The 25,251-nt window shown below is 40.4% G+C and carries 21 protein-coding genes and 1 pseudogene; 11 read left to right on the plus strand and 11 right to left on the minus strand.

Annotated features, from left to right (window positions below):
* Positions 1–257: 257 nt before the first annotated feature.
* Complete coding sequence (locus L5B83_RS04955; RefSeq protein ID WP_250363529.1) at positions 258–725, minus strand: surface-adhesin E family protein; 468 nt, start codon at positions 723–725, stop codon at positions 258–260.
* A gap of 233 nt (positions 726–958) precedes the next feature.
* On the opposite strand from L5B83_RS04955, the gene purM reads away from it, so the two are divergent.
* The 10 genes from purM to holA all read left to right on the plus strand — a co-directional run bounded on the left by purM (position 959) and on the right by holA (position 11,064).
* The gene (gene purM, locus L5B83_RS04960; protein WP_250349563.1) at positions 959–1,996 is read left to right on the plus strand and encodes a phosphoribosylformylglycinamidine cyclo-ligase; all 1,038 of its coding nucleotides are present in this window, start codon (positions 959–961) and stop codon (positions 1,994–1,996) included.
* Positions 1,996–2,634 carry a phosphoribosylglycinamide formyltransferase gene (gene purN, locus L5B83_RS04965; RefSeq protein ID WP_250363528.1) on the plus strand — a complete coding sequence of 213 codons (639 nt, stop codon included), beginning with the start codon at positions 1,996–1,998 and terminating at the stop codon, positions 2,632–2,634. Before purM ends, purN begins: the two co-directional genes overlap by 1 nt.
* A 133-nt stretch (positions 2,635–2,767) precedes the next feature.
* Complete coding sequence (gene pyrR, locus L5B83_RS04970; RefSeq protein ID WP_265777758.1) at positions 2,768–3,310, plus strand: bifunctional pyr operon transcriptional regulator/uracil phosphoribosyltransferase PyrR; 543 nt, start codon at positions 2,768–2,770, stop codon at positions 3,308–3,310.
* Between the two features lie 95 nt (positions 3,311–3,405).
* Entirely contained in the window at positions 3,406–4,350 is a 945-nt protein-coding gene (locus L5B83_RS04975; RefSeq protein ID WP_265777759.1) for a peptidylprolyl isomerase, read from the plus strand.
* Positions 4,351–4,433: 83 nt separating this feature from the next.
* Entirely contained in the window at positions 4,434–5,285 is an 852-nt protein-coding gene (rsmA, locus tag L5B83_RS04980) for a 16S rRNA (adenine(1518)-N(6)/adenine(1519)-N(6))-dimethyltransferase RsmA (protein WP_265777760.1), read from the plus strand.
* Between the two features lie 3 nt (positions 5,286–5,288).
* Complete coding sequence (gene apaH / locus L5B83_RS04985) at positions 5,289–6,110, plus strand: bis(5'-nucleosyl)-tetraphosphatase (symmetrical) ApaH (protein ID WP_265777761.1); 822 nt, start codon at positions 5,289–5,291, stop codon at positions 6,108–6,110.
* A 15-nt stretch (positions 6,111–6,125) separates the two neighbouring features.
* On the plus strand, positions 6,126–6,746 hold the full coding sequence (locus tag L5B83_RS04990) for a glucose-6-phosphate 1-dehydrogenase family protein (protein ID WP_265778382.1): 621 nt from the start codon (positions 6,126–6,128) through the stop codon (positions 6,744–6,746).
* 149 nt (positions 6,747–6,895) lie between these two features.
* Positions 6,896–9,478 carry a leucine--tRNA ligase gene (leuS, locus tag L5B83_RS04995; protein WP_265777762.1) on the plus strand — a complete coding sequence of 861 codons (2,583 nt, stop codon included), beginning with the start codon at positions 6,896–6,898 and terminating at the stop codon, positions 9,476–9,478.
* A 48-nt stretch (positions 9,479–9,526) separates the two neighbouring features.
* Entirely contained in the window at positions 9,527–10,027 is a 501-nt protein-coding gene (locus L5B83_RS05000) for an LPS-assembly lipoprotein LptE (protein ID WP_265777763.1), read from the plus strand.
* Positions 10,027–11,064, plus strand: coding sequence for a DNA polymerase III subunit delta (gene holA / locus L5B83_RS05005; RefSeq protein ID WP_265777764.1), 1,038 nt, complete (start codon positions 10,027–10,029; stop codon positions 11,062–11,064). Before L5B83_RS05000 ends, holA begins: the two co-directional genes overlap by 1 nt.
* A 71-nt stretch (positions 11,065–11,135) precedes the next feature.
* Here the strand turns inward: holA and menH are convergent, their stop codons facing one another.
* From menH to L5B83_RS05020, 3 genes are read right to left on the minus strand one after another with little or no spacing between them, the layout of a single operon-like run.
* Positions 11,136–11,885, minus strand: coding sequence for a 2-succinyl-6-hydroxy-2,4-cyclohexadiene-1-carboxylate synthase (gene menH / locus L5B83_RS05010; protein WP_265777765.1), 750 nt, complete (start codon positions 11,883–11,885; stop codon positions 11,136–11,138).
* Between the two features lie 16 nt (positions 11,886–11,901).
* Positions 11,902–13,608, minus strand: coding sequence for a 2-succinyl-5-enolpyruvyl-6-hydroxy-3-cyclohexene-1-carboxylic-acid synthase (gene menD, locus L5B83_RS05015; RefSeq protein ID WP_265777766.1), 1,707 nt, complete (start codon positions 13,606–13,608; stop codon positions 11,902–11,904).
* A 36-nt stretch (positions 13,609–13,644) separates the two neighbouring features.
* On the minus strand, positions 13,645–14,919 hold the full coding sequence (locus L5B83_RS05020; protein WP_265777767.1) for an isochorismate synthase: 1,275 nt from the start codon (positions 14,917–14,919) through the stop codon (positions 13,645–13,647).
* A gap of 209 nt (positions 14,920–15,128) precedes the next feature.
* Here L5B83_RS05020 and L5B83_RS05025 point away from each other — a divergent pair, with 209 nt between their 5' ends.
* On the plus strand, positions 15,129–16,343 hold the full coding sequence (locus tag L5B83_RS05025; protein WP_265777768.1) for a pyridoxal phosphate-dependent aminotransferase: 1,215 nt from the start codon (positions 15,129–15,131) through the stop codon (positions 16,341–16,343).
* Between the two features lie 51 nt (positions 16,344–16,394).
* Here L5B83_RS05025 and L5B83_RS05030 read toward each other — a convergent pair whose 3' ends face one another.
* From L5B83_RS05030 to L5B83_RS05060, 7 genes and pseudogenes are all read right to left on the minus strand, one after another.
* The gene (locus tag L5B83_RS05030; RefSeq protein WP_265777769.1) at positions 16,395–19,451 is read right to left on the minus strand and encodes a type I restriction endonuclease subunit R; all 3,057 of its coding nucleotides are present in this window, start codon (positions 19,449–19,451) and stop codon (positions 16,395–16,397) included.
* A 16-nt stretch (positions 19,452–19,467) separates the two neighbouring features.
* Entirely contained in the window at positions 19,468–20,298 is an 831-nt protein-coding gene (locus tag L5B83_RS05035; RefSeq protein WP_265777770.1) for an ATP F0F1 synthase synthase, read from the minus strand.
* Between the two features lie 563 nt (positions 20,299–20,861).
* Positions 20,862–21,374 carry a restriction endonuclease subunit S gene (locus L5B83_RS12355; RefSeq protein WP_265778383.1) on the minus strand — a complete coding sequence of 171 codons (513 nt, stop codon included), beginning with the start codon at positions 21,372–21,374 and terminating at the stop codon, positions 20,862–20,864.
* 93 nt (positions 21,375–21,467) lie between these two features.
* Positions 21,468–21,863: pseudogene (locus tag L5B83_RS12360) on the minus strand (restriction endonuclease subunit S); the annotation flags it as partial.
* A 62-nt stretch (positions 21,864–21,925) separates the two neighbouring features.
* Positions 21,926–22,576, minus strand: coding sequence for an IS1595-like element ISHpa1 family transposase (locus L5B83_RS05050; RefSeq protein WP_194752148.1), 651 nt, complete (start codon positions 22,574–22,576; stop codon positions 21,926–21,928).
* A gap of 117 nt (positions 22,577–22,693) precedes the next feature.
* Entirely contained in the window at positions 22,694–23,677 is a 984-nt protein-coding gene (locus tag L5B83_RS05055; RefSeq protein WP_265777771.1) for a virulence RhuM family protein, read from the minus strand.
* A complete protein-coding gene (locus L5B83_RS05060; protein WP_265777772.1) occupies positions 23,674–25,227 on the minus strand; it encodes a type I restriction-modification system subunit M in 1,554 nt (517 codons plus the stop codon). The genes L5B83_RS05055 and L5B83_RS05060 overlap by 4 nt, the downstream gene beginning before the upstream one ends.
* Positions 25,228–25,251: the final 24 nt, after the last annotated feature.

The raw sequence follows: 25,251 nt of genomic DNA on the forward strand, positions 1-25,251 counted from the left end.
ACTTTTCTAAAAATTTTATTCCCATTCGGTTAATTGACAAGAGGGTTGCCCTAATATGATAACGTTTAACTCTGCGTCAATATTTAAAATAAGTGCTAATTTTAAACTGCCTGACAATTTATAGATAGATTGTATTTACACGCTATTATAAAGCTCAACTTCGTATCAACATTCAAAGTGCGGTGCAAAAATGCTGAAAATTTGCACCGCACTTTTTTCTTCTCGTTTTTTCTATTTTAGTGAGTCTGTTTTTTCATTTACCATTTTCGATACATATTGGCGCACATCACTTGACCCAATACATAAAGGGTGGAGTTTTTTTGCAATTTTACCGTATGCCTTTGTTGTTTGCGTAGCGCTGCGCGGATACCATCGCCCCAAAATTCACTGTAATAATCTGTTCTAACTTGTGTCAGACGATAAGTGTCGCAGTTGAGTATTTTATATTGACGCACGGATCGCGCGTAAAGTTCAGGACGGTTTTTATACACGAATAAGCCTTTGTCTGAATTAATCACGACATCAAAATGAATTAAATGTTTGTCTTCGTTATCTACCCAAACTGATTGGGTATCCACATAATATTCGGCATTTGGTGCTAACTTGAAATAGCCCGCTTTGGTTAAGGTTGGTAGCACGAGTTTGACTTCGGGAGGAGGCGAAGTTGGAGTGGTAGAACAAGCAGCGAGCAACATTACACTCAGTGATAAACCTAATTTTCTCATTTTGACCTCCTTACATTCTGAGGAAGAATGCGTGTTGATTAGGTTAAAATTATTCTTGCATATTTGGGGGGCAATTTCTAACAAAAAAAGCCAATTTTGTGAGCTGTTGCACAAATCAAAATGCGTCTAAAGAATGAAAATAATGAGACAAGAGAAAATTTATCGCAAACGATTGCGTAGGCGTGATACAATACGCGCGATTTTTAGTAACTCAAGTCATATAGGAAAAAATCGTGAGCAAACAATCATTAAGTTACAAAGATGCAGGTGTCGATATTAACGCTGGCAATGCGTTAGTGGAAAAAATTAAAGCCGATGTAAAACGCACTACGCGTCCAGAAGTGATGGGGGGATTGGGTGGCTTTGGCGCTCTTTGTGCATTGCCAAGTAAATATAAAGAGCCAATTTTGGTGTCAGGCACAGATGGTGTTGGGACAAAATTACGCCTTGCCATTGATTTGAATAAACACGATACCATTGGCATTGACTTGGTCGCGATGTGCGTGAATGATTTAGTGGTGCAAGGCGCTGAACCACTATTTTTCCTTGATTATTATGCCACAGGTAAATTAGATGTTGATGTGGCAGCGAGTGTGATTAAAGGTATCGCAAATGGTTGTGAGCAAGCAGGTTGTGCCTTAGTCGGCGGTGAAACTGCTGAAATGCCCGGTATGTATCATCAAGGTGATTATGATTTGGCGGGGTTCTGCGTCGGTGTCGTAGAAAAATCTGAAATTATTGACGGTAGTCGGGTGAAAGTGGGCGATGCCTTAATCGCATTAGGCTCAAGTGGGGCGCATTCCAATGGCTATTCATTAATCCGTAAAGTAATCGAACGTTCAGGCATTGAGCCAGCTACAGCACAATTAGACGGAAAACCTTTCGCCGATCAAGTGTTAGCGCCAACAAAAATTTATGTAAAATCCATTTTGCAATTAATCAAACACGTGTCTGTTCACGCCATTTCTCACTTAACAGGCGGTGGTTTTTGGGAAAATATTCCACGCGTGTTACCACATAATGTGAAAGCGGTGATTGATGAATCAAGCTGGCAATGGCCTGCTATTTTCAACTGGCTACAAGAACAGGGCAACATTGAACGTTATGAAATGTACCGCACTTTCAATTGTGGTGTGGGAATGATCATTGCCTTGCCACAAGATCAAGTGGAAACCGCGTTAGCATTATTACACCAAGCGGGCGAAACGGCGTGGCAGATTGGGCATATTGAAAGCCTAAGTGAAGGTGAACAGCAGGTTATTATTCGTTAATGAAAAAGATCGCTGTATTAATTTCTGGTGAGGGGCAAACCTTGCAAAGCATTATTGATGCCTGCAAGGTTGGCGATATCCCCGCACAAATCTGTGCTGTCATTTCTAATAAAGCAACGGCTTATGGATTACAACGGGCAAAAATGGCTGAAATTCCTACCGCACTTTTTGAGCGAAAAGATTATGCAGATAATAAGCAAATGGATCAGGCTATTGGTGATTATATCGCCATATTAGGGGCGGATTTGATTGTTTTAGCGGGGTATATGAAAATTTTGACTGCTGAATTTACCCAACGTTTTGCGGGAAAAATTCTCAATATTCATCCTTCATTGTTACCGAAATACCCCGGCTTACATACTTATCAGCGAGCTTTAGAGGCGGGCGAACAAGAACACGGCACAACGGTGCATTTTGTCAATGAAGAGGTAGATGGCGGGGCAATTGTGCTACAAGCAAAAGTGCCGATTTTTCCTGATGATGACGTGGTTGATATTGAGCAGCGAGTGAAATATCAAGAGCAACAAATTTATCCTTTGGTGATTAAATGGTTTGTTACCGATCGCTTAACGCTTGAGGCTGGCAAGGCTTATTTAGATGGCAAGCGCTTGCCAAATGCAGGGTATGCCATCGATTAACGATACAAAGCACAAACGCAGGTTTGTGCTTTTTCGTTATGTTGAGCGAGAAAGAATTTTATTAAGTGCGGTCATTTTTGGGTGAGTTTTTGGTATAGTAGCGAAAAAATTTATCACAACCTAGGATTTATAAATGGCAGAAAAAATTCTTATTGATGAAGATCGATTTATGCGAACCATTTCGCGGATTTCACACGAGATCATAGAAAAACATCAACATCTTGATGACTTAGTGATCGTCGGCATTAAACGCCGTGGGGCAGAAATCGCAGAATTAATTAAGCGTAAAATTAATGATTTAACGGGGAAAGAAGTCCCTTCCCTTGATTTGGATATTACTTTTTATCGCGATGATTTAGAATATGTTGAGCCACAAAGTCAATCGCCCGTTTATAGCGGTGCATCAAATTATGTCAGCATTCAAAATAAAATTGTAATTTTGGTCGATGATGTTTTATTTACCGGGCGAACTATTCGAGCCGCGTTAGATGCGTTAATTGATTTTGGACGTGCAGCGAAAGTGGAATTAGTTATTTTTGTTGATCGCGGACACCGTGAATTACCCATTCGTGCGGATTATGTGGGCAAAAATGTGCCAACCAGTCGCACAGAAAAAGTGCAAGTGCGCACAATGAAGTTTGATCAATGTTATGAAGTGGCGCTAGTCTCAAAATAAAAGCAACATAAAACCGCGTTTATCAAACCAAAGGGGGAACCTTTTGGCAAATTGATACTCTAATGTAAAATAATTTGAACGGATAAATGGAAAATATGAAAAGAGTGAATTTTAAAGCAATTTTAATCGGTTTAGTGGGATTCTTTGCCGTTTCAGCAAATGTTTTGGCAGTAGAGCGTGTTGTCGCCACGGTAAATGGTAATCCTATTTTAGAAAGCCAAGTCCGCGCGGCGTTAGGTAAAAAAGCCAATACAGAAGCAAATCGTGAAGCGGCATTAAATACCGTCATTGATGATATTCTCGTCAATCAAGCCATTAAAGACTCTGGGGTGAGCGTGAGCAATGCACAAGTTGATCGTGTTATGGAAGATATTGCGGCACGCAATGGCTTGACTTATGGTCAGTTACTTGATGTGCTAGATTATCAAGGCATTAACTATCATCAATATCGCCAACAAATTGCAAATCAATTATTAATGTCGGAAGTGCGTAATCAGGCAATTGGTAAAAGCATTGATGTAACCCGTGAAGAAGTGCAAGAACTCGGGCAAAAATTACTCGATCAAGCGAAAGCACAAGGTAAAGAGAAAAAAGTAACAGGAACAGAATACCAAGTTCGTCATATTTTGTTGAAACTTAATCCATTACTCAATGATGCACAGGCTAAAGCACAATTAACGCAAATTCGTGCGGATATTCTTGCCAAGAAAACCACTTTTGCTGATGCCGCATTAGCCTATTCTAAAGATTATTTATCTGGCGCAAATGGTGGAAATTTAGGCTTTGCGTTCCCTGAAACCTATGTGCCAACGTTTGCCAAAATGGTGCAAAGTACGAAGAAAGGCACAATTTCAGCGCCTTTTAAAACAGAGTTTGGCTGGCATATTTTAGAAGTTACTGATACACGCCAAGGGGATCGTACTCGTGATGCTTATATGCAAAAAGCCTATCAGCAATTAGTTAATCAACAACTGCACGAAGCCTCGCAGGATTGGGTGAAAGCCTTGCGTAAAACAGCCAATATTAAATATTTCAAGTAATTTGCCGCAATCACGAAATCCCAGCCCCAATGCTGGGATTTTTGTTTTATAATAGTGCGTCTTTTTTAACAGTATCAATCATTATGAATTCAAGAAAACATTTAGGTCATACCGCCCGTAAGCGTTTTGGGCAAAACTTTTTATCCGATGATAATATTATTCAAAGTATTGTGGCAGCTATTTATCCACAGCCAGATCAGTATTTGGTGGAAATCGGTCCCGGTTTAGGGGCATTAACAGAACCTGTGGCGGAACGTGTTGAACGTTTAACGGTGGTTGAGTTAGATCGCGATCTGGCTGAACGTTTACGCCATCATCCCTTTTTACACCAAAAATTGAATGTGATTGAAGCAGATGCAATGCAGTTTGATTTTGCTCAGCTTTATCAAGATGAAAAACTGGCAGAAAAAAATCAGAAATTACGTATTTTCGGCAATCTTCCTTATAACATTTCAACGCCATTAATGTTCCATTTGTTCAACTATTGCGAACAAATTCAAGATATGCATTTTATGCTACAAAAAGAAGTAGTAAAACGTCTTTGTGCTGCACCAAATAGCAAGGCTTATGGCCGTTTAACCATTATGGCGCAATATTTTTGCCAAGTAATGCCTGTATTGGAAGTACCGCCGAGCGCATTTAAGCCTGCACCAAAAGTGGATTCTGCGGTGGTTCGTTTAATTCCGCATAGTACGTTGCCACACCCAGTGAAAGATTTATATTGGCTCAACCGTGTTTGTACGCAAGCCTTCAATCAACGTCGAAAAACCTTGCGCAATGCGCTCTCTACATTATTTTCTGCAGAAAATCTCACCGCACTTGGTATTGATTTGAACGCACGAGCGGAAAATCTCTCCATTGCCGATTATGTAAGATTGGCAAACTGGCTGTGTGATAATCCTGTGCTGGAAAATGAACAGAGTGAAGTGGAATAGACAATGGCAACTTATTTAGTCGGCGATCTGCAAGGCTGTTATGATGAACTGCACGCTTTGCTGGAAAAGGTAAAGTTTGATCCAAGCCAAGATGTCCTTTATTTGGTTGGTGATTTGGTGGCGCGAGGGGATAAATCGCTCGAATGTTTGCGTTTAGTCAAATCGCTTGGCAAGGCGGCTCACACTGTGCTAGGCAATCACGATTTGCATTTAATTTCTACCGCACTTGGAATTAAGCAAGTGAAGCCCAAAGATCGTGTGGATGCCATTTTCAACGCCCCTGATTTTCACGAGTTGATTGACTGGCTTCGCCAGCAGCCTTTACTTATTCATAATGAGCAAGCCAATTTCTTGCTCACTCACGCCGGCATTTCACCTGATTGGGATCTTGACACCGCGAAAGCTTGTGCTAGCGAAGTGGAACAAGTGCTACGCCACAGTGATTATTATGCAATGATCGCGCAAATGTATGATAACCAGCCAGATCGCTGGTCGCCTGATTTGCAAGGTATCGACCGTTTACGTTACATTATTAATGTGTTTACCCGTATGCGTTTTTGCTATTATGATCACCGCCTTGACTTTGATTGCAAAGCCCCTGTTGATGAAGCCCCCGCTGAACTGACACCTTGGTTTAGGCTTAATAATCCCTTGTTTAAAACACAAAATATCGTCTTTGGCCATTGGGCAAGTTTAGTGGATACGCCTACGCCAGCTAATATTTATGCCCTTGATACCGGCTGTGTGTGGGGCAATCGAATGACAATGCTACGCTGGGAAGATAAGCGTTATTTTACTCAACCAGCAATGAAACAATATACCTAAAAAATGAAAGCAAAACTGATTACCTCTGCCAGTTGCGATCTGTTTAATCTGCCTTTTTTTCAGTTCGCACAAATGAAAAAATTTTGCCCTGAACAAATTCCACAAATTAAAGCGGATTACAAACGGGACTGGAATTTATGGAAGACCGCCATCTTACAAGTGGCACAACAGCTTGGCGCACCTTTTGCTGAACCTCATATTGAAAAATGGTGTAACGGTTGGCAAGTACGGGCGCATTTTTTTGCTTATTTTAAATATGAATTTAACAAAAATTCCGCGGCGATTTTATCGGTTATCTTAAATCGTCGCCGTTTACAAGTGAGCCTTGATTGGCATTGCTACCGCGCTGATCGCTCGCAAATCAATGTGCAACAATACAACCAATGGGTTGAACAGTTGGATCAAGCACAGTATGCCGATTTTGATTTTTGGCGTGGTGATGAAAGCGAATACGCTGATTTCCGCAAAGTGCGGTCGCTTTCTGCACAGGATTTTTTACTCAACAATGATGAAGATTTTTTCTGTATAGGAAAAAATATTGAAAAAGCTGAATTAGATCACATTGATGCGGTGGAATTTATCGTACAAACTATTCAAGATTTACTGCCGTTGTATGAAAAATGTCATTGCAAATAAGGGCGTGATTTTCGCAATAGTTCTATCAATTTCCCTTATTTTACGCTATCCTATATCACATTTTCTTATTCATCTATACCGCTAAAATCGCCTTTGGTAAAGGGGGAAAAGTGCGGTCAATTTTTTGATAATTTTTTAAAGGTAACATTATGCAAGAACAATATCGCCCTGATTTGATTGAGAGTGAAGTGCAGAAATATTGGGCTGAAAATAAGACGTTTAAAGCGGTGCAAGATCCGAGTAAAGAGAAATATTATTGCCTTTCAATGTTCCCTTATCCATCTGGTCGCTTGCATATGGGGCACGTTCGTAACTATACCATTGGTGATGTCATTTCTCGTTACCAGCGAATGAATGGTAAAAATGTGTTACAGCCGATGGGTTGGGACGCATTCGGGTTGCCAGCAGAGGGGGCGGCGGTGAAAAATAAAACTGCGCCAGCAAAATGGACATACGAAAATATTGACTATATGAAAAATCAGCTCAAAATTTTGGGCTTTGGTTTTGACTGGGATCGTGAAATTGCCACTTGCAAACCTGAATATTACAAATGGGAGCAATGGTTCTTTACGGAGCTTTATCGCAAAGGCTTGGTGTATAAAAAAAGCTCTAGCGTAAACTGGTGTCCGAATGATGTAACCGTGTTAGCGAACGAGCAAGTCCACGAGGGGCGTTGCTGGCGTTGTGATACCCCAGTGGAACAAAAAGAGATCCCACAATGGTTTATCAAAATTACCGACTATGCCGAGCAATTATTGGGTGGTTTAGATCATCTGCCAGAATGGCCAGAAATGGTGAAAACGATGCAGCGTAACTGGATCGGTCGTTCAGAAGGGGTAGAAATTACCTTTAATATTGAAAATTCTGATGAAACCGTAACGGTTTATACGACACGTCCAGATACGTTCTATGGCGTGTCGTATCTGGCTGTTGCCGCAGCACATCCATTAGCGGAAAAAGCAGCACAAAATAACCCCGCACTTGCCCAATTTATTCAAGAAGCAAAAAACACGAAAGTGGCGGAGGCAGAGCTTGCCACAATGGAGAAAAAAGGAATGGCAACGGGCATTCACGCCATTCACCCGATTACAGGGAAATTAGTGCCTGTTTGGGTCGCTAACTTTGTGTTAATGCACTATGGCACAGGGGCGGTAATGGCGGTACCAGCGCACGATGAGCGTGATTATGAATTTGCTAAAAAATATGATTTACCGCTTTACCCTGTTATCACGCCAGAAGACGGCAGCCCGTTAGATTTATCACAGCAGGCTTATACTGAACACGGTATTTTGATTAATTCAGCAGAATTTGATGGCTTAGGTTTTGAGGCCGCATTCAAAGGGATTGCGGATAAATTGGAACAAATGGGCGTGGGCAAACGTCAAGTGAATTATCGCTTACGCGATTGGGGGGTATCACGCCAACGTTATTGGGGCGCACCAATCCCTATGCTTACCCTTGAAAATGGTGAAGTTGTGCCGGCACCACTTGCAGATTTGCCAATTGTATTACCTGAAGATGTGGTGATGGACGGTGTTCGTAGCCCGATCAAAGCCGATCCAAATTGGGCAAAAACTACTTACAATGGGCAACCTGCATTAAAAGAAACCGATACCTTCGACACCTTTATGGAATCTTCGTGGTATTACGCGCGTTACACTTGTCCAGATTTCCACCAAGCAATGTTGAACCCTGAAGAGGCAAATTACTGGCTGCCAGTGGATCAATATATCGGTGGTATTGAACACGCCACAATGCATTTACTTTATTTCCGTTTCTTCCATAAATTATTGCGTGATGCTGGTTTAGTAAACACAGATGAGCCTGCAAATAAATTATTATGTCAAGGAATGGTCTTAGCTGATGCGTTTTATTACACCAGCGACACCAACGAACGCATTTGGGTTTCGCCAACCAAAGTTACGCTTGAGCGTGATGAAAAAGGACGTATTATCCGTGCCATTGATGATGAAGGACGCGAGTTAGTCCATAGCGGAATGACGAAGATGTCAAAATCGAAAAACAATGGTATTGACCCACAAGAAATGGTGGAAAAATACGGTGCGGATACCGTACGCTTATTTATGATGTTTGCTTCCCCTGCTGAAATGACCTTAGAATGGCAAGAATCTGGCGTGGAAGGGGCAAACCGTTTCTTACGCCGTTTATGGAATTTAGTCTTTGAGTACAGTAAAAATCCTGCAAAAACAGCGCTAAATCCAACCACACTTTCTAACGCGCAAAAAGCCTTACGCCGTGATGTGCATAAAACCATTGCGAAAGTGAGCGATGATATCGGTCGTCGTCAAACCTTTAACACGGCGATTGCTGCGGTTATGGAGCTAATGAACAAATTAACCAAAGCCCCATTAGAAGATGAACAAGATCGCACGGTAATGGCTGAAGCGTTAAATGCGGTCGTTAAAATGCTTTATCCGATCACTCCGCACATTTGTTTCCAATTATGGAAAGAGCTTGGAAATCAAGAGGCGATTGACTTTGCCCCTTGGGTGAAAGCCGATGAGCAAGCAATGATCGATGACGAAAAACTGGTGGTGGTGCAAGTTAATGGTAAAGTGCGCGCTAAAATTACTGTACCTGCGGATATGGCAGAAGAGGCGATTAAAGACATTGCGCTTGCTGATCCGAATGTACAAAAATTCTTAGATGGTCTAAACATTGTGAAAACCATCTATGTACCCGGTAAGTTATTTAGCTTTGTAGCGAAATAATCCTATGCCCCACGCATTAGGTGGGGCGAATTATTAAGAGAAAATCAAATGTTGAACTTACTTAAAAAATTATCTCTCGTCAGTGCTGTCGCATTACTCACGGCTTGTGGTTTTCATTTCCAAAATGGCGAATTGATTCCGCAAGAACTAAGAACATTGCGTCTAGAAAGCCGTGATCCTTATGATGCGATGACGATTGCAATGCGTAAGCAGTTAAGAGCCAATAATATCCAACTTGTTGAGCAAGGCGATGTGGTGGTGTTCCGCTTAAATAATGTGCGTGAGAACAGTGAAGTGGCATCTATTTTCAAGCAAGGACGTGAGGCTGAAAAAGTATTAGTGTTACAAGTGGAGGCGAACATTCAGCTTAAAAACAAGCAACGTTATCCAATTAATACACAAGTAACCCGCACTTTCTTTGATAACTCACGTGCAGCATTAGCCAAATCTGCCGAAAAAGAGGTGATTTGGAATGATATGCGTGAGCAAGCAGCGCGCCAACTTATCAGCAAAATGGTGGCGTTAAAACAGCAGATGAAAAGCCAATAATGCAACGTCTGTTTGCCGATCAGCTCAGTGCCTCGCTAGATAAAAAGTTAGCATCAATTTATTGTTTAGTGGGGCAAGATCCTTTGCTTTTACAAGAAAGCAAGGATCTCATTTGCACAACGGCAAAACAGCAAGACTTTGATGAAAAAAATGAAATGACTATTGATAATAGCACTGATTGGATCGCCTTAAACGAACAAGTGCAATCAATGGGATTATTTTTCAGTCGTCAAATTTTAGTGTTAAATTTTCCTGAAAATCTCACCGCACTTTTGCAAAAGCGTATTGCTGAATTAATAAGTTTGTTAAACCAAGATGTGCTACTCATTTTGCAAATGGCAAAACTCACCAAACCGATGGAAAAACAAGATTGGTTTGTGCAAGCCAGTCAGTTTGATCCGCAATTTTCTCTCGTAAATTGTCAAACACCAAGTATTGAACAATTACCTCGTTGGATTGTCGGGCGTAGTAAAACCTTAGAAATCTTTATTGAGCCAGAGGCAATCCAGCTTTTGTGTTATAGCTACGAAAATAATCTTCTTGCCTTAAAACAGACCTTGCAGTTACTGGCATTGCTTTATCCAAAGGATAAAATCACCTTATCTCGCGTGCAAAATGTGGTGGAACAATCCTCTGTGTTTACCGTATTTCAATGGGTTGATGCCTTACTTGAGGGAAAAAGCCAGCGTGCCAGACGAATTTTAGCGGGGTTGCGTGGTGAGGAAATTCAGCCTGTAATTTTATTGCGTACCTTGCAACGTGAGTTAATAACCCTTTTGACACTCACTCAACCACAACAAGGAATGAGCAATATTGATCAAGGGCTTTCTACGGCGAAATTGCGTGAAAAATTTGATCAACTCAAAATTTGGCAAACACGTCGCCCACTTTTCTTACAAGCGATTCAACACTTAAACTATCGTAAACTGTATGAAATTATTCAACAGCTCGCCGAATTAGAACGTTTGGTAAAACTTGAATTTAGTGATGATGTATGGGAAAAACTGGCGGATTTATCCATACAAATTTGTCATTAGATTTTCGTATTAGTCAGCATTTTTGAAACCTAGTGCTTACTTAACGTCTTATAAATACTGCGTTTTTTCACTTAAATAGAATGAATTTTAGTGAGAATGTGTGCCAAACATTGTGAAAAAGCCTGTGGATTTTCTTGATGAGCATTATGTCCTGCATTGGGAATGAAATGTAAGTTGAGTTGGTTTTCTGTCGCCATTTGACGGAATTTGACATCCTTTTCACCGCAAAGATAAAAAATTGGCAAGGAATTTGACCGCACTTGTGAGCGAAAATCAGGTTGTTTGGCGAGAGAAGTGGCTTTGAGCATTTGAGCAATATTTTCACCACAATTAGCTTGGCGAAGTTTAATCAAGGCCTGCCGTTGTTCAGCGGTTAAGTGGGCAAACACGGGTTGTTGATACCAATCTTCTAATACCTGATGAGCTGGCTGAGTGGCAAAACGTTCAGCCCAATCACAATCATTTTGCCAGCGTTGTTGGCGTTCTTGTTCGGAGATTAGCCCTAAATTTGCCCCCTCTAAAATCAACCCTTGTAAATCGCCTTTTTCTACTTTGGCTTGTAAAGCATAGTAAAGAGCAAGCCGTCCACCTAGTGAATAACCAATTAAAAAATAGGGCTGATTTTGCACCGCACTTTGAATTTGTTGAGCGAGTATTTTTGCTGCGTTGTCAAAATCTGTCACGTCAATATGTTTGTTCTCCCCGTGTAAGGGGAGATCAAGAGCGAGACAGGAAAAGTGCGGTAGTTTTTCGATGATTTTTTGCCAATCCGCCTTTGTTCCAAGTAAACCGTGCAGAAAAACTAAATGGGGTTTTGCCATTACTTAAGCTTCTTATTTAAGCGCCAATAACAGCGTGGCTAATTTGTTCAATCAGACGTTTATAAATATTACTGCCATCGCTATTGTTCACCTTAATTTCGATTAAGGTGGCTTCGCGGCGGAAATAAGCTTGTTTAAGCACGGAGCTGAGATCTGCCCAAGTGTAAGGACGTGCATATTTGAGATCAAACATTGATGCCGCATGAGAAAATTCTAAATTATGTGGCATACGGTAGAATTTATTTTTCATTTCCGCATCCACAGGCAGCATATCGAAAATTGCACCGCCATTATTATTGATCACAAAAATAATGGTTGGCTGGTTTACTTTTTTAAGCAACGCTAAGGAATTGAGATCGTATAGGGCGGAAGTATCTCCAAGCATTGCTACCACAGGCTGGTTTGAACCTAAACTTAAGCCTGTTGCGGTGGCAAGTAAGCCGTCAATACCACTTGCACCACGGTTGGTGTACACCGGATAGCCTTCTGGCAATTTAGTTAGGGCATCAACCAAGCGTACAAAAAGGCTGTTGCCCAAAAAGAGCAGTCCATTATTGGGTAATAAACGCTCTAAATGGTGAGCTAAAGAGGCCTCATTCAAATTACCGCCCACTTGCTGTTCCACAAAGCTAGAACAGAACTTAGCCAGTGCGATTGGCTCTAATAGCCAAGGTTTCTGGCGTAAAGGGGGATGGGCGCGTAGCCAATGATGAATTTTTCCATTAAAACGGGTGTGTGCGTGATGGTTTGGATCAACCGAATTATCTGAAGGTTCAACGATCCAATATTCCCCTTTAAAGGCCGCCATAAATTGATTTATACGTTTGCTAATAAAGTGCGAGCCAAATTGCAACACAATATCTGCTTCAAGCAATTTTTGTTTAACGGTTTGATTTGCCAGCCAAATATCCGCATAAGGTAGGGTTGGCTCAACGCCAGATTGAATATCTGTGAGCATAATCCAGCCTTGCGTTTCAGCCCAAGTGCGAATGCCCATAGCTTGCTCTGTGGGGAGTTTTCCAACCAAAATAATCCCACGTTTTGTACGCCAATGATCCCAATGTTCGTGCATTACCACTTCTTTTTGTGGGGCTTGATGGTTATGCCACGGTTTGTTTTGGCTTAACCAACGCTGAATTGGCATAAGCCAAGGATGTTGATCAATTTGTTCTGCATTGGCTTCATATAACGGCTCAGCAAATGGCATATTAATATGCACGACACCAGCGTGCTGGCTTTGTCGATAACAAGCCTGTTCCACAAGTGAAATCAGCCAGTTAGGTGAATAATCTTGGCTAGGACGAGGTAAATCTACTGTTGCGACAGGATAATCAGCAAAAATGTTGTGCTGTAAAATGGCTTGATTTGCACCGCACTCCAATAATTCAGGCGGGCGATCAGCACTCAATACAATGAGATTTACCCCACTTTGGCGCGCTTCAATCACCGCGGGATAAAGATTTGCCACTGCTGTGCCAGAAGTTACAATAATCGCCACGGGCTTTTTATTTGCTTTAGCTAAACCAAGGGCGAGAAAACCCAAACCACGCTCATCAAAATGGGTATGGCATTTGGCTTTGCCACCTTGTTCAAGGCGAGCGGCTTCTAACGTGAGTGGGGTAGAACGAGAACCGGGCGCAATGCAAAAATGGCTAACCCCTTGACGAATCAGGGTTTCCAAGATCACTTTTGACCAACAACGATTAAATACACTCACTGACATAGGGTTCTCCATTGATTTTGTTCGTTCTTTCTATGTTTATTCTTGTAATAAAGAAATTAATCCTAAGGCTTTACGCTCAATTTCTTGCCATTCTAACAAGGGAATAGAGCCTTCAACAATCCCCGCACCGGCAAAAACGCGAATTTGTTCTTGCTCAATGAACGCTGAGCGAATCGCCACACAGAATTCCGCCCATTCTTTTTGCATTACGCCTAATGTTCCCGCATACCAACGGCGGTCAAAGGTTTCCGTTTGACGTAAAAATGCGATGGCTTCATTTCGTCCTAAGCCTGCTACCGCCGCGGTGGGGTGAATGGCATTTAAGAAAAGGTTATCACCATATTCGGGGGAAATCTGTGCAGAAATTTTACGTCTTAAATGCTGCACTTGGCGCAAGGTCTTCAGACCTAAGGGCGAAACTTCAATATGTTGGCTATAAGGTGCAAGGTGTTGCTTAATGTCATCAACAACGAGTTGATTTTCATAAATATTTTTTTTATCTTGCAGAAGCCATTGGGCTTGTTGTGCGGTTTCTTGTGCATTTTCGCCCACTAAGGCTGTCCCCGCCAATGCTTCGGTTTGCAGTTGTGTGCCTTGCCGTTGATACAGGCGTTCAGGGCTTGAGCCAATAAAAATACATTCTTCCGTTTCAGCAAATAGAAAATGATAGCAACCGAAATTATAGCGTTCACTTTCAGCCAAAAAATCATAGGCGTTCAGTTTTCCTTCTGAGTGGAAAAGTGTTTCATTCGCCAATACAATTTTATTTAGTAAGCCTTGCTTAATCTGCTGTAAACCTTGTTCTACCCATTCACACCATTGTGCTTGTGCTGCCCGTTTTTGCCCAAAATGAATGGATTGTTGAATTGGACAAAGTGCGGTGCTTTTTTCAAAAGTTTCTAATGCGTTCAAGCAGTCTTGGTATTCTTGTGCAAAATCTTTTGTTTGATCGATGAATAGTTGAATTTTTAGCTTATTTTCTTGCTGTTGCAAATACAAACGCGGCAAGAAAAATTGGCTTTCACCATAAAATTGCACACCGCCCACTAAGGGATAATGGTTTTCTTGTATAAAAGCTTGTGCCAGATTTAATTCCAAAAAACACCGCACTTGTCCGATAGCGGCGACAACTTGCTTGCTATCACGGAAATTAAGGTAAAACTGCGGATAGGTTTTTTGCGCTTTTAGCCAGCTTAATAAATTGAGGTTTGTAACCATTTCTGCCTGCACACAAGCGATCTTCTTATGTTCAAGCAGAGAAGGGCGGAGTTGCGCCAAAAGCTGTTGTTTTATTGTGCGTAAATTATCCATTTAAAAAGCGTTGTTTTTGGCAAAAAAATCAGTTAAAAATAAGGGCTAATTCTACCGCACTTTATGAAAATTTTTTATAAAATCTTTTCATCTTTGTAAAATAAGCGTAAAGTGCGGTAAGAAATAAGCCGATTTTTATCGGCAATTTTTTACCTCAAATGATAATCGCACGCAACATTATTGATATTGCAACCAAAAGGATAATAACAATGACAACCTTTCCTAAATCAAGCAAGTTAGAACACGTTTGTTACGATATTCGTGGGCCAGTGCATAAAGAGGCGCTACGTTTAGAAGAAGATGGACATAAAATCTTAAAATTAAATATCGGCAATCCTGCGCCTTTTGGTTTTGAAGCACCAGATGAAATTTTGGTGGATATTTTGCGTAATCTGACCGCAGCACAAGGTTATTGTGATTCCAAAGGGTTGTATTCTGCACGTAAAGCCATTGTGCAATATTACCAATCAAAAGGCATTCAGGGCGCAAATGTGAATGATGTTTATATCGGTAATGGCGTGTCTGAACTGATTATGATGTCAATGCAAGCCTTATTGAATAATGATGATGAAGTGTTGATCCCAATGCCTGATTACCCATTATGGACAGCTGCTGCTACGTTAGCGGGCGGAAAAGCGGTGCATTATTTATGTGATGAACAGGCAGATTGGTTTCCTGATTTAGAGGATATTAAAAGCAAAATTACCTCTCGAACTAAGGCTATTGTGATTATCAACCCGAATAATCCAACGGGGGCGGTGTATAGCAAAGACTTATTGCAAGGTATTGTGGATATTGCCCGTGAACATAAATTGATTATTTTTGCCGATGAAATTTATGACAAAATTTTGTATGACGATGCGGTTCATCATCATATTGCCGCACTTGCGCCAGATTTATTAACCATTACCTTTAATGGGTTGTCTAAATCTTATCGCGTTGCTGGTTTCCGTCAAGGCTGGATGATTTTAAATGGCCCGAAACAGCACGCAAAAGGTTATATTGAAGGGCTAGATATGCTCGCTTCAATGCGTTTATGTGCAAATCACCCAATGCAACACGCCATTCAAACCGCATTAGGGGGCTATCAAAGCATTAATGAATTTATTTTGCCCGGTGGGCGCTTATTAGAACAACGCAATAAAGCCTATGAACTGATTAATCAAATTCCGGGAGTGAGTTGCGTGAAACCAATGGGCGCGCTTTATATGTTCCCCAAAATTGATGTGAAAAAATTCAATATTTACGATGATGAAAAAATGGTGCTGGATTTGTTGCGTCAAGAGAAAGTGCTATTAGTACACGGACGTGGTTTTAACTGGCATTCCCCCGATCACTTCCGCATTGTTACCTTGCCTTATGTAAATCAAATTGAAGATGCGCTTGGGCGATTAGGACGTTTTTTAGCTAATTATCGTCAGTAATCTATCAATTTAAACGCCAGTGAGTACTGGCGTTTTTTATGTTTTTGCTGTTTAAATTTTCCTTCCAATATTTTTAAATTTCTCTACAAAAGCAGCAATCCTTTTAAAGACAGCTTGTTTTTTCGTTCTATATTGAGGATTTAAGGGGGTACCTTTTGGTAGCGCTTCATTTAATGCTGTACCATTTTCACTTGCATAGCCACGTTTTAAAGAGGCTAAAATATAGCGTTTTGCAGCTTCTTCATTAAGTTTTTCATTCTTAATGAGTTCGCTCGCTTCTTTTTCTTGCTCTAATTGAGCAAATTTATAAAAGGACTCTATAACTTCAACTCTATCAGGAATGCTATTAAGATCAGTTTGTTGAATAAAGTCAATAATTAAACTTTCTTTTGCTCGATGTCCTACATTGGAACGAATAATTCTGCGTGCTTCTTTAATTAAATCAGGTTTATTATCGGTTTTCTTATTTTCATTAAAAATTAATTCTAAAATATAATCTAAATTAATTTCTTGTGATTTTAATAGATCAACCTCGAAAATTACATCACTCCAATCAATATTTGATCTTTCTTGACCATTCCCATCAGTTTGTTGGCGCTTCCAATCACGAATATCATTATAAGTAGAAAGATAGTCTTGACGGATTTTCTCAGGCAAAACAATAGGATCTGTTACATATTCACCATTTCCCTCATTAATTTGATTTCCAGAATTACTACTATCTGTAATTGCATTATATTCATCATAATTTCTTAAAATATTATCAATACGCAAATACTCACCAAATAATTTCGCAAAGGCTTTCTTATCTGATTCTTTTTCTATAGCAGTGGGATCAGGAAATCTCGTTTGTAACTCTTTAACAATTTCTTTATATCCTCGAACTCGCTCACCAGCATCATTTACATAACCATTCATATAATCCTGATAGCTACGTTCTAGCACCACATTTTTAGTATTTTTATCGCCAAAAAGCGTAATGGCATCAATGGTGGCTTGCTCCAAATCTCGGAAAGTCACAATATTGCCGAAAGTTTTGGTGCGGTTAAAAATGCGGTTGGTGCGCGAATAGGCTTGAATCAGCCCGTGATAACGCAGGTTTTTATCCACAAATAGGGTATTTAAGGCAGGTGCATCAAAGCCCGTTAAAAACATACCCACCACAATCAGCAGATCAATTTCTTGATTTTTGACCCGTTTGGCAAGGTCGCGGTAATAATTTTGAAATTCCTTGCTATCCACGCCGTAATTGGTTTGAAACATAGCGTTATAGTCGCCAATGGCTGATTGCAAAAATTCTTTGGCAGAGCTGTTCATCGCCGTGGGTTCAAAGTTTTCATCTTCAATATCGCCAATGGCATCTTGCGCTTCATTGGGCGCAAAAGAAAAAATGGTGGCAATTTTTAGCGGATTTTCTGCCGTGCTTTGTAACTGCTTAAAAATCTCATAATAATGCTTAGCGGCTTCTACACTACTTACGGCAAACATCGCATTAAATCCCTTGCCTGAAGCATTGAGGCGGTGGGTTTTTTGTTTAAAGTGCTTCAAGACATAACGGGCAATTTCGTTTAAGCGCTCGGGGTGCAAAAGGGCTTGCTTGTTTTCAAGGGCTGAGAGTTCTTTAAGATCTTGCTCTTGCTCTGCGGCTCTAAATTTAGGGCGGACATCGTTATAATCTACTTTAAATTTCAGCACTTTTTCATCACGAATGGCATCAGTGATGACATAAGAATGCAATTCCCTGCCAAAGACGCTTTGCGTGGTTTCTGAGCCTAAGGCATTTTGCGGGAAAATCGGCGTACCAGTGAAACCAAACTGGCAGAATTTTTTAAATTTCTTTTTAAGATTTTTCTGTGCTTCACCAAACTGTGAGCGGTGGCATTCATCAAAAATAAACACCACAGGCTGCCCGTAAATCGGCAAGTTGTCTTCTGATTTCATCAGATTGTTGAGCTTTTGAATGGTGGTTACGATGATTTTATTGTCATCTTTCTCAATATTGCGTTTTAAGCCAGCGGTGCTGTCGGAACCATTGACGCTATCAGGAGAAAAACGCTGATATTCCTTCATGGTTTGATAGTCCAAATCTTTTCTATCCACCACAAAGAAAACTTTGCTAATAAAATCTAGTTCCGTAGCAAGGCGTGCGGCTTTAAAGCTGGTGAGGGTTTTGCCTGAACCTGTGGTATGCCAAATAAAACCGCCGCTTTCGGGTTTGCTCCAATTGTTATTGAGATAGGTGCTGCTGATTTTCCAAAGAATGCGTTCGGTGGCAGCAATCTGATAAGGGCGCATAATCAGCAGCGTGTTGCTGACATCAAAAACAGAATAATGCAGCAGCACATTAAGCAAGGTATTTTTTTGGAAAAAAGTGGCGGTGAAATCTTTTAAATCTTTAATCAGCTCATTATTGGACTTTGCCCAATTCATCGTAAAATCAAAGCTGTTTTTATTGCGCTTGGTGGTGTTGGCAAAATAGCGCGTATCCGTACCGTTGGAAATAACGAAAATCTGCAAATATTTAAATAGGGAGTTTTCTGTATTAAAGCTTTCTTTACTGTAACGATGCACTTGGTTGAACGCCTCGCGAATCGCCACCCCGCGCTTTTTCAGCTCAATTTGCACCAACGGCAAGCCATTCACTAGCACCGTTACATCATAGCGATTGGCGTGCGTGCCTGTTTGCTCAAACTGCTGAATCACCTGCAAGCGGTTGCGCTGAATGTTCTTTTTATCGACAAGATAAATGTTCTGGATTCGCCCATCATCAAACACGAAATCATAAATATAATCGTGGTGAATTTTTCGGGTTTTATCAATAAGGGTTTCCGCAGGTGGATCAAGATACTCCGCCACAAAACGCGCCCATTCTTCATCACTGAAACGCACCTCATTCAGCCGTTGTAGTTGCTCGCGCACATTTGCCAAAAGGTTGTCATTGGTGGTGAGGTCTTGGCGGAATTCATAGCCTTGCTGCACGAGGTCGGCGATAAATTCCCGCTCCAAATCCGCCTCGCTTTGGTAGTGGCTGGGCTGTTCGATTTTTTCATATTCATCAAGGATAATGAATTGATTGGTTTCGGCGATGGGGGTGGTTTCGGTGGTCATTTTTACCTCTAAAATTTTAAATTTTTACAACAGAATTAGCTAATCTTCTCTCATGATCAATGCCTGTTGTATAAAACCTTTGATCTATTCCATAAAGTAGATTTTTCAATTGATCATCTGTTTCAATTTCAAATTTCCCCTCTTTTTCGTCAAAAATCAACTTTTCAGAGCAATACTCATTAATATAACTAACCAATTGTTTTTTCATATTATCATCAAATCTACCCAGAGTATTGTTTGCCATTGCAATTCGTTTTCTATTTGGCTTACTTACTTTGCTTGAATCAAAATCTTTCAATTTAATAAAAGGATTATCAAGAAAGTCTTTTACTTCCTGCTCTGTTGCTTCTTTGTAAAGCATATCTATGCCTTCAAAAATAGATGAAATCTTGGAAAGATCTTTAAAAATTAAAACATCCGTCTCTTTAAAATAAACAGCATTAGGATGTTCTTTTATAATGATACGATTTTCTGATTCCTCTAATTTTGTAACATCTCCAAAACTTATAAATTTCTTTTTAAAAAATAACGAAGGTGTTATTTTTTGGAAGCAAAATACTTGACCGCCTTCTTGCACAGAGCAAAAATATTTTAAATCTTTAAAATGTTTTTTATCTAAAAGATCAAATAATTTAGAGTCAAAATCTTCCTTTAAAAAAGATAAGCAAAAATCTTTTTTACTAAACTCATCAATTTTAAACCAACATTCTTCATCTAAATTATGATCTGGGTCGTAGTCTACATAGTTACTCTCCGTAAACTCTATATCTTTATAAATGAGCTCATTAATTGATAACAATTTATAAAGTTTTTCGTGTCTAGATATTTTGCTTAAAATATGATTCATATGTTATTTCCCCTGAATAAAAGTGTAATTGTTAATTCTATATATATGACTTACTTCTACATCTTTAACAACTTTAAACTTCTGCTTACTAATGAGTACAAAAGAATGGCTATTTAACATTTTTATTTTGTAAAAGTTATACCCAAATAGCAATAAAATAGGGTTGAAATAATTGTCTTGAGAGATAAAGGTAAATGCAAGAACTATAAAAAATATAACCCATAGCACAAAATCATTAGATATGCTTAGAGCAATAAAAATATACCCCAGATAGCTTGGTAAAAAATTATTTACTTGATTTTCAATGTCAGCAACCTTTTCATTACTTATACCACTCTCTTTACTTAGTAAGGGAATAAGTAGTAATACTAAATATGCCAATAATATTGGAATCAATAAATAAGAAATTATCCATATATTATTAGATATAAAATTCAATTCTTTATCACTAACATATGATATCAAGTAGGGAAATACATTCCTTTGCTCTTTGATAAAGTAGATTATAGGAAGCAAAGATACTGAACTAATAGACAATAGTATTCTGAACACTATACCCATATTTATTTCTCAAACCCAAGCAACAAATCCCGATAATACTCATACTGCTTCTGCCGTAGGGCGATTTCTTTGGGCAGGCCGTCTGAAAGGGAACTGGTGAGCGTATGGAATTTATCCAAAATGGCGGCAATGCGTTTTTGTTCTTCTAGTGGGGGAATTGGGATTAGGATTTGATTCAAGATTGCCTGTGTTAAGCTTGGTCTTCCAGAGCCAGTATCTAATTTCATAAAATCAATAGTTTTTAGAAAATAGTAAAAGAATTTTGGGTAAATTTGTGAATCATCTATTTCTGTGTAATAAATCGTATCAACATTCCAAAAAGGGTTGTCAACATAAAAAATATTGGTAATTGAACCTTTTCTTGGTATTAAAACTGTTGGTTTGTTATAGGCGTATTGATTAACGTATCCCATAATCCCGCCTGAGCCATATACAGGAATGTCACCTTTTTCTAGTTTTTTCCAATCCTTACCATGTTTAATTTTCGCAACCTCCTCCAGCGTCTTCCACTCCACTTCATCGCCAAAGGTGAGGAGTTTATCGCGATAGTGTTGATATTGTTTCTGGCGTAGGGTAAGCTCGCTGGTAAGCTCGCTGGTAAGCTCGCTGGTAAGCTCGCTGGTAAGCTCGCTGGTAATCGCTGTAAATGCGTCTAAAATTCGGGCGATTTCTCTTTGTACAGACAGCGGGGGAATGGGGATTTTTATTTTTGAATATTTAGAAATCCACTGTCGTGCATGATCTTCTGGTTTATAGTGAATACATTTCATAGCATAGAAAACATACTTGAAATGTATAGTATCTCCCTTTGGTGACAGCATTTTCATGGCGGAAGATTTGACTTTAAAAGGAAAATCTACCCAATGAAAGGAAGTTGTAAAATCATCAAAAATAATTACAGGATTTTCCTTTGAGGCTTGATAAATCCCATCTGTTTCGTTGGTGTAGCCCAAAATAAAACTTTGTCCAGCAGTGAGAACAGGCGTTTCATGCTCATCTGAATACTCTTTGGATTTTACTAAAAAGGGTGTAGGTTGCTCATAATCTAAGGGGCTGTCCTAGATAACTAGGCTAAACTCCCTTTAACCAATTGTTTTAAAATAGAAATTTGACTTTTTATGTTGCTGTAATTAAAACGCCATTCACATTCCTTTAAATAAAGCTCAAAATGCGCTTTTGGGATACCATTAAATTTGCGTAAATGGCGTTTTGCTTGGCTCCAAAAATTCTCAATTCCGTTAATGTGGTTATGATTTTCAGCAAAATGTGTGCTGTGATTGATACGAAAATGACTAAATTCACTCACATCAAGCACGTCATAACTACGATAATTATCGGTGTAAACAATACTATCAGGCTTTACCTGCTCCCGAATAATGGGTAACAAGGTGGCAGATTGCGTATTTGGAACCGCAACGGTATAAACCTTGCCATTGCGCTTGAGAAGCCCGAATACCGCAATTTTCCCTGCCGCACCACGACCACGTTTGCCTTTGCGAGCACCGCCAAAATAACTTTCATCGGCTTCAATTTCACCTTCAAACATCTCTAAGTGAAGGCTGTTTTGATAGATGAGTTGGCGTAAACGATGAAAGTAATATGCGGCAGTCGTTTTGTTTACATTGACTAACTCTGCTGCTGTCCTTGCAGTAACACCTGCAACAAATAGCTCAATGAGTTTATTTTGTTTGTGCTGACTTAGACGACTTTTTCTCATTGGTTCATTCTAACCTAAATAGATTTTTTAGTGTTATCTAGGACAGCCCCTAATCTAAAACTTCCCCCAGTGTTTTCCATTCTACGGGTGCGCCTTGTAGTAGTTTTTCTAAGTAGTTCATAGCTGTTTCTTCTTCGTCTTTTGGGTTAATGTTTTAATTTCTTTCAGGTAGTCTTCTTCTACGGGGCTGAGGGTTTTTGCCTTGTATTTACGGAGTTCGGCTTTGGCTTTTTCTTGCGCTCGGGCAGAAGAGATTTTGCCAGCATTTTCCAGCACTTTTCTGCCCGTTGATGCCAAAATGGTATCCAGTTCGCGTAAGAAGTCTGCCATACGCATTTCGCGCTCTTCTAGGGCGTTGAGTTCGGCTAGGTCAAAGTAGGCGGCAACGAGGTTGTTCAGGATTCTGAGTTCTTTTTCTTCCAAGAAGTTTTTGGCGATCATGGCTTCTGCCTGCGTGGGCTGTGCGCCTTTAAAGTGGGTTAGTCCGGCAAAAGGCTTGTCGCTGTCTACACGGTAGTAGATGACTTCGCTGGCGGTATGGCCATGGGCGGCGTAGTGCAGTTTGTTTTGCACGGTTTGGAAAAACTGCTTGCTGATGTCGCTTTGTGGGTCGTAATCGGTGGCGGTGGCATAGAGATCCAGCACTTGGCGGTACATCACTTTTTCGCTGGAACGAATGTCCTTGATGCGTGTTAAAAGTTCTTTCCAATAGCTGCCGCCGCCGAGGTTTTTCAGGCGTTCATCGTCCATAGTGAAGCCTTTGATTAGGTATTCTTTAAGCCGTGCCGCTGCCCATTGGCGGAAGTGTGTTCCCTGCAAGGATTTCACGCGGTAACCTACGGAGATGATGACATCAAGGTTGTAGTGTTCTACTTGGTAGGTTTTCCCATCGCTGGCAGTTGTTGCAAAATTTGCAACAACTGAATCTCTTTGCAGCTCTCCTTCTTCAAAAATATTTTTGATATGGCGGGAAATGGTGGATTTGTCTCTGCCAAAAAGCTGCGCCATTTGGTCTAGGGTTAGCCAGACGGTTTCGTCTTCTAGGGTTACTTTGATTTGTATACCGCCATCTGCAGCGGTGTATAAAATCATCTCGCTCATGCTTCTATCTCTTTGATGATTTGGGCAATCTCCCCACGCAGCTGGCTGATTTTGGCAACGGTTTGATCAATTTCTGTATTCAGCTGATTGATGTCAATCACTTCGCGCGTGTCTTTCGCTTCCACATAGGTGCTGACGGAAAGATTGTAATCATTTTTCGCGATGGTGCTGTTGTCCACCCAAGCAGCAAGGTGTGGAACGTCTTCTTTTTTGTCAAAAAGCTCGATGATGTGGGCAATATGCTCATCGGTCAGCACATTGTTATTGGTTTCTTTTTTGAAAAATTCTTCACCGCTGGCGTTGATAAACTGGGTTTTAGTATCGGGTTTATGCTTGGAAAGTACCAAAATATTGGTGGCGATACTTGTACCAAAAAAGAGATTCTGTGGCAGGGCAATAACGGTTTCTACAAAGTTATTGTCTACCAAATATTGGCGGATTTGTGGTTCAGCCTTTGTATTGGTTCGGTAAAAAATTCCGGGGAAGCAAACAATGGCGGCGCGGCCTTTGGAAGAAAGGTAGTTCAAGGCGTGCAACACAAAGGCTAAATCAGAGTTGTCTTTCGGAGCGAGTACACCCGCAGGTGCAAAACGCTCGTCGTTAATTAGTGTTGGGTCGTCCTTACCAATCCAACTCACCGAATAAGGTGGGTTAGAAACGATGGCATCAAAGGGTTTTTCATCACCAAATTTCGGGGCAAGAAGGGTGTCGCCCAACGCAATGTCAAATTTGTCGTAATTGATATTGTGCAGGAACATATTCATACGCGCCAAGTTGTAGGTGGTATGGTTGATTTCCTGCCCAAAAAAGCCGTCTTGAATTAGGTGCTCATCAAATTGCTTTTTAGCCTGTAAGAGCAAAGAACCTGAACCGCAAGCAGGGTCATAAATTTTATTGACTTCTGTCTGTCCGTGCATCGCCAGCTGTGCAATGAGTTTAGAAACATTCTGCGGGGTGAAAAACTCACCACCCGATTTGCCTGCATTAGCTGCATAATTGGAAATCAAAAACTCATAAGCATCACCAAAGAGGTCAATATGATTATCCTCAAAATGGCCAAAATCCAAATCCGCCACGCCTTTAATCACGGCAGCAAGGCGTTTGTTTTTATCCTCTACCGTGTTGCCCAAGCGGGAGCTAGTTACATCAAAATCCGCAAAAAGCCCTTTAATATCTCGCTCGGAATCGTACCCGTTAGCAGAGCTTTCAATGGCGTCAAAGATTTTTTTCAAATCCATATTTAGCTCAGGGTTGATGTGAGCATTTTTGGCAATATTGGCAAAAAGTTGTGAGGGATAGATGAAATAGCCTTTGGTTTTAATCGCATCATCTTTAATTTCTGGTGTGATGGCATCATCAGGGAAGCTGGCGTAATTTACCTCAGGATCGCCTCCCTCAATGTAATTAGAAAAATTTTCGCTAATAAAGCGGTAAAAAAGCGTTCCTAAAACGAATTGTTTAAAGTCCCAGCCATCTACGGCGCCACGGACTTCATTGGCAATCTGCCAGATTCTACGTTGTAATTCTGCACGTTGCTGAGTACTTGTCATTTGTATTCTCCCAAGATTTGATGA

The sequence above is a fragment of the Avibacterium sp. 21-599 genome, from assembly GCF_026226765.1.
Lineage (GTDB): Bacteria > Pseudomonadota > Gammaproteobacteria > Enterobacterales > Pasteurellaceae > Avibacterium.

Bases quoted from the DNA above. Each gene is read 5' to 3' on its own strand.
- L5B83_RS04975 (WP_265777759.1), top strand. From the start codon at position 3,406: ATGAAAAGAGTGAATTTTAAAGCAATTTTAATCGGTTTAGTGGGATTC.
- leuS (WP_265777762.1), top strand. From the start codon at position 6,896: ATGCAAGAACAATATCGCCCTGATTTGATTGAGAGTGAAGTGCAGAAA.
- rsmA (WP_265777760.1), top strand. From the start codon at position 4,434: ATGAATTCAAGAAAACATTTAGGTCATACCGCCCGTAAGCGTTTTGGG.
- purN (WP_250363528.1), top strand. From the start codon at position 1,996: ATGAAAAAGATCGCTGTATTAATTTCTGGTGAGGGGCAAACCTTGCAA.
- apaH (WP_265777761.1), top strand. From the start codon at position 5,289: ATGGCAACTTATTTAGTCGGCGATCTGCAAGGCTGTTATGATGAACTG.
- L5B83_RS05035 (WP_265777770.1), bottom strand. From the start codon at position 20,298: ATGAATCATATTTTAAGCAAAATATCTAGACACGAAAAACTTTATAAA.
- pyrR (WP_265777758.1), top strand. From the start codon at position 2,768: ATGGCAGAAAAAATTCTTATTGATGAAGATCGATTTATGCGAACCATT.
- L5B83_RS05050 (WP_194752148.1), bottom strand. From the start codon at position 22,576: ATGAGAAAAAGTCGTCTAAGTCAGCACAAACAAAATAAACTCATTGAG.
- L5B83_RS05060 (WP_265777772.1), bottom strand. From the start codon at position 25,227: ATGACAAGTACTCAGCAACGTGCAGAATTACAACGTAGAATCTGGCAG.
- L5B83_RS05030 (WP_265777769.1), bottom strand. From the start codon at position 19,451: ATGACCACCGAAACCACCCCCATCGCCGAAACCAATCAATTCATTATC.
- L5B83_RS05000 (WP_265777763.1), top strand. From the start codon at position 9,527: ATGTTGAACTTACTTAAAAAATTATCTCTCGTCAGTGCTGTCGCATTA.
- L5B83_RS05020 (WP_265777767.1), bottom strand. From the start codon at position 14,919: ATGGATAATTTACGCACAATAAAACAACAGCTTTTGGCGCAACTCCGC.
- L5B83_RS05055 (WP_265777771.1), bottom strand. From the start codon at position 23,677: ATGAGCGAGATGATTTTATACACCGCTGCAGATGGCGGTATACAAATC.
- menH (WP_265777765.1), bottom strand. From the start codon at position 11,885: ATGGCAAAACCCCATTTAGTTTTTCTGCACGGTTTACTTGGAACAAAG.
- holA (WP_265777764.1), top strand. From the start codon at position 10,027: ATGCAACGTCTGTTTGCCGATCAGCTCAGTGCCTCGCTAGATAAAAAG.
- menD (WP_265777766.1), bottom strand. From the start codon at position 13,608: ATGTCAGTGAGTGTATTTAATCGTTGTTGGTCAAAAGTGATCTTGGAA.
- L5B83_RS04955 (WP_250363529.1), bottom strand. From the start codon at position 725: ATGAGAAAATTAGGTTTATCACTGAGTGTAATGTTGCTCGCTGCTTGT.
- L5B83_RS05025 (WP_265777768.1), top strand. From the start codon at position 15,129: ATGACAACCTTTCCTAAATCAAGCAAGTTAGAACACGTTTGTTACGAT.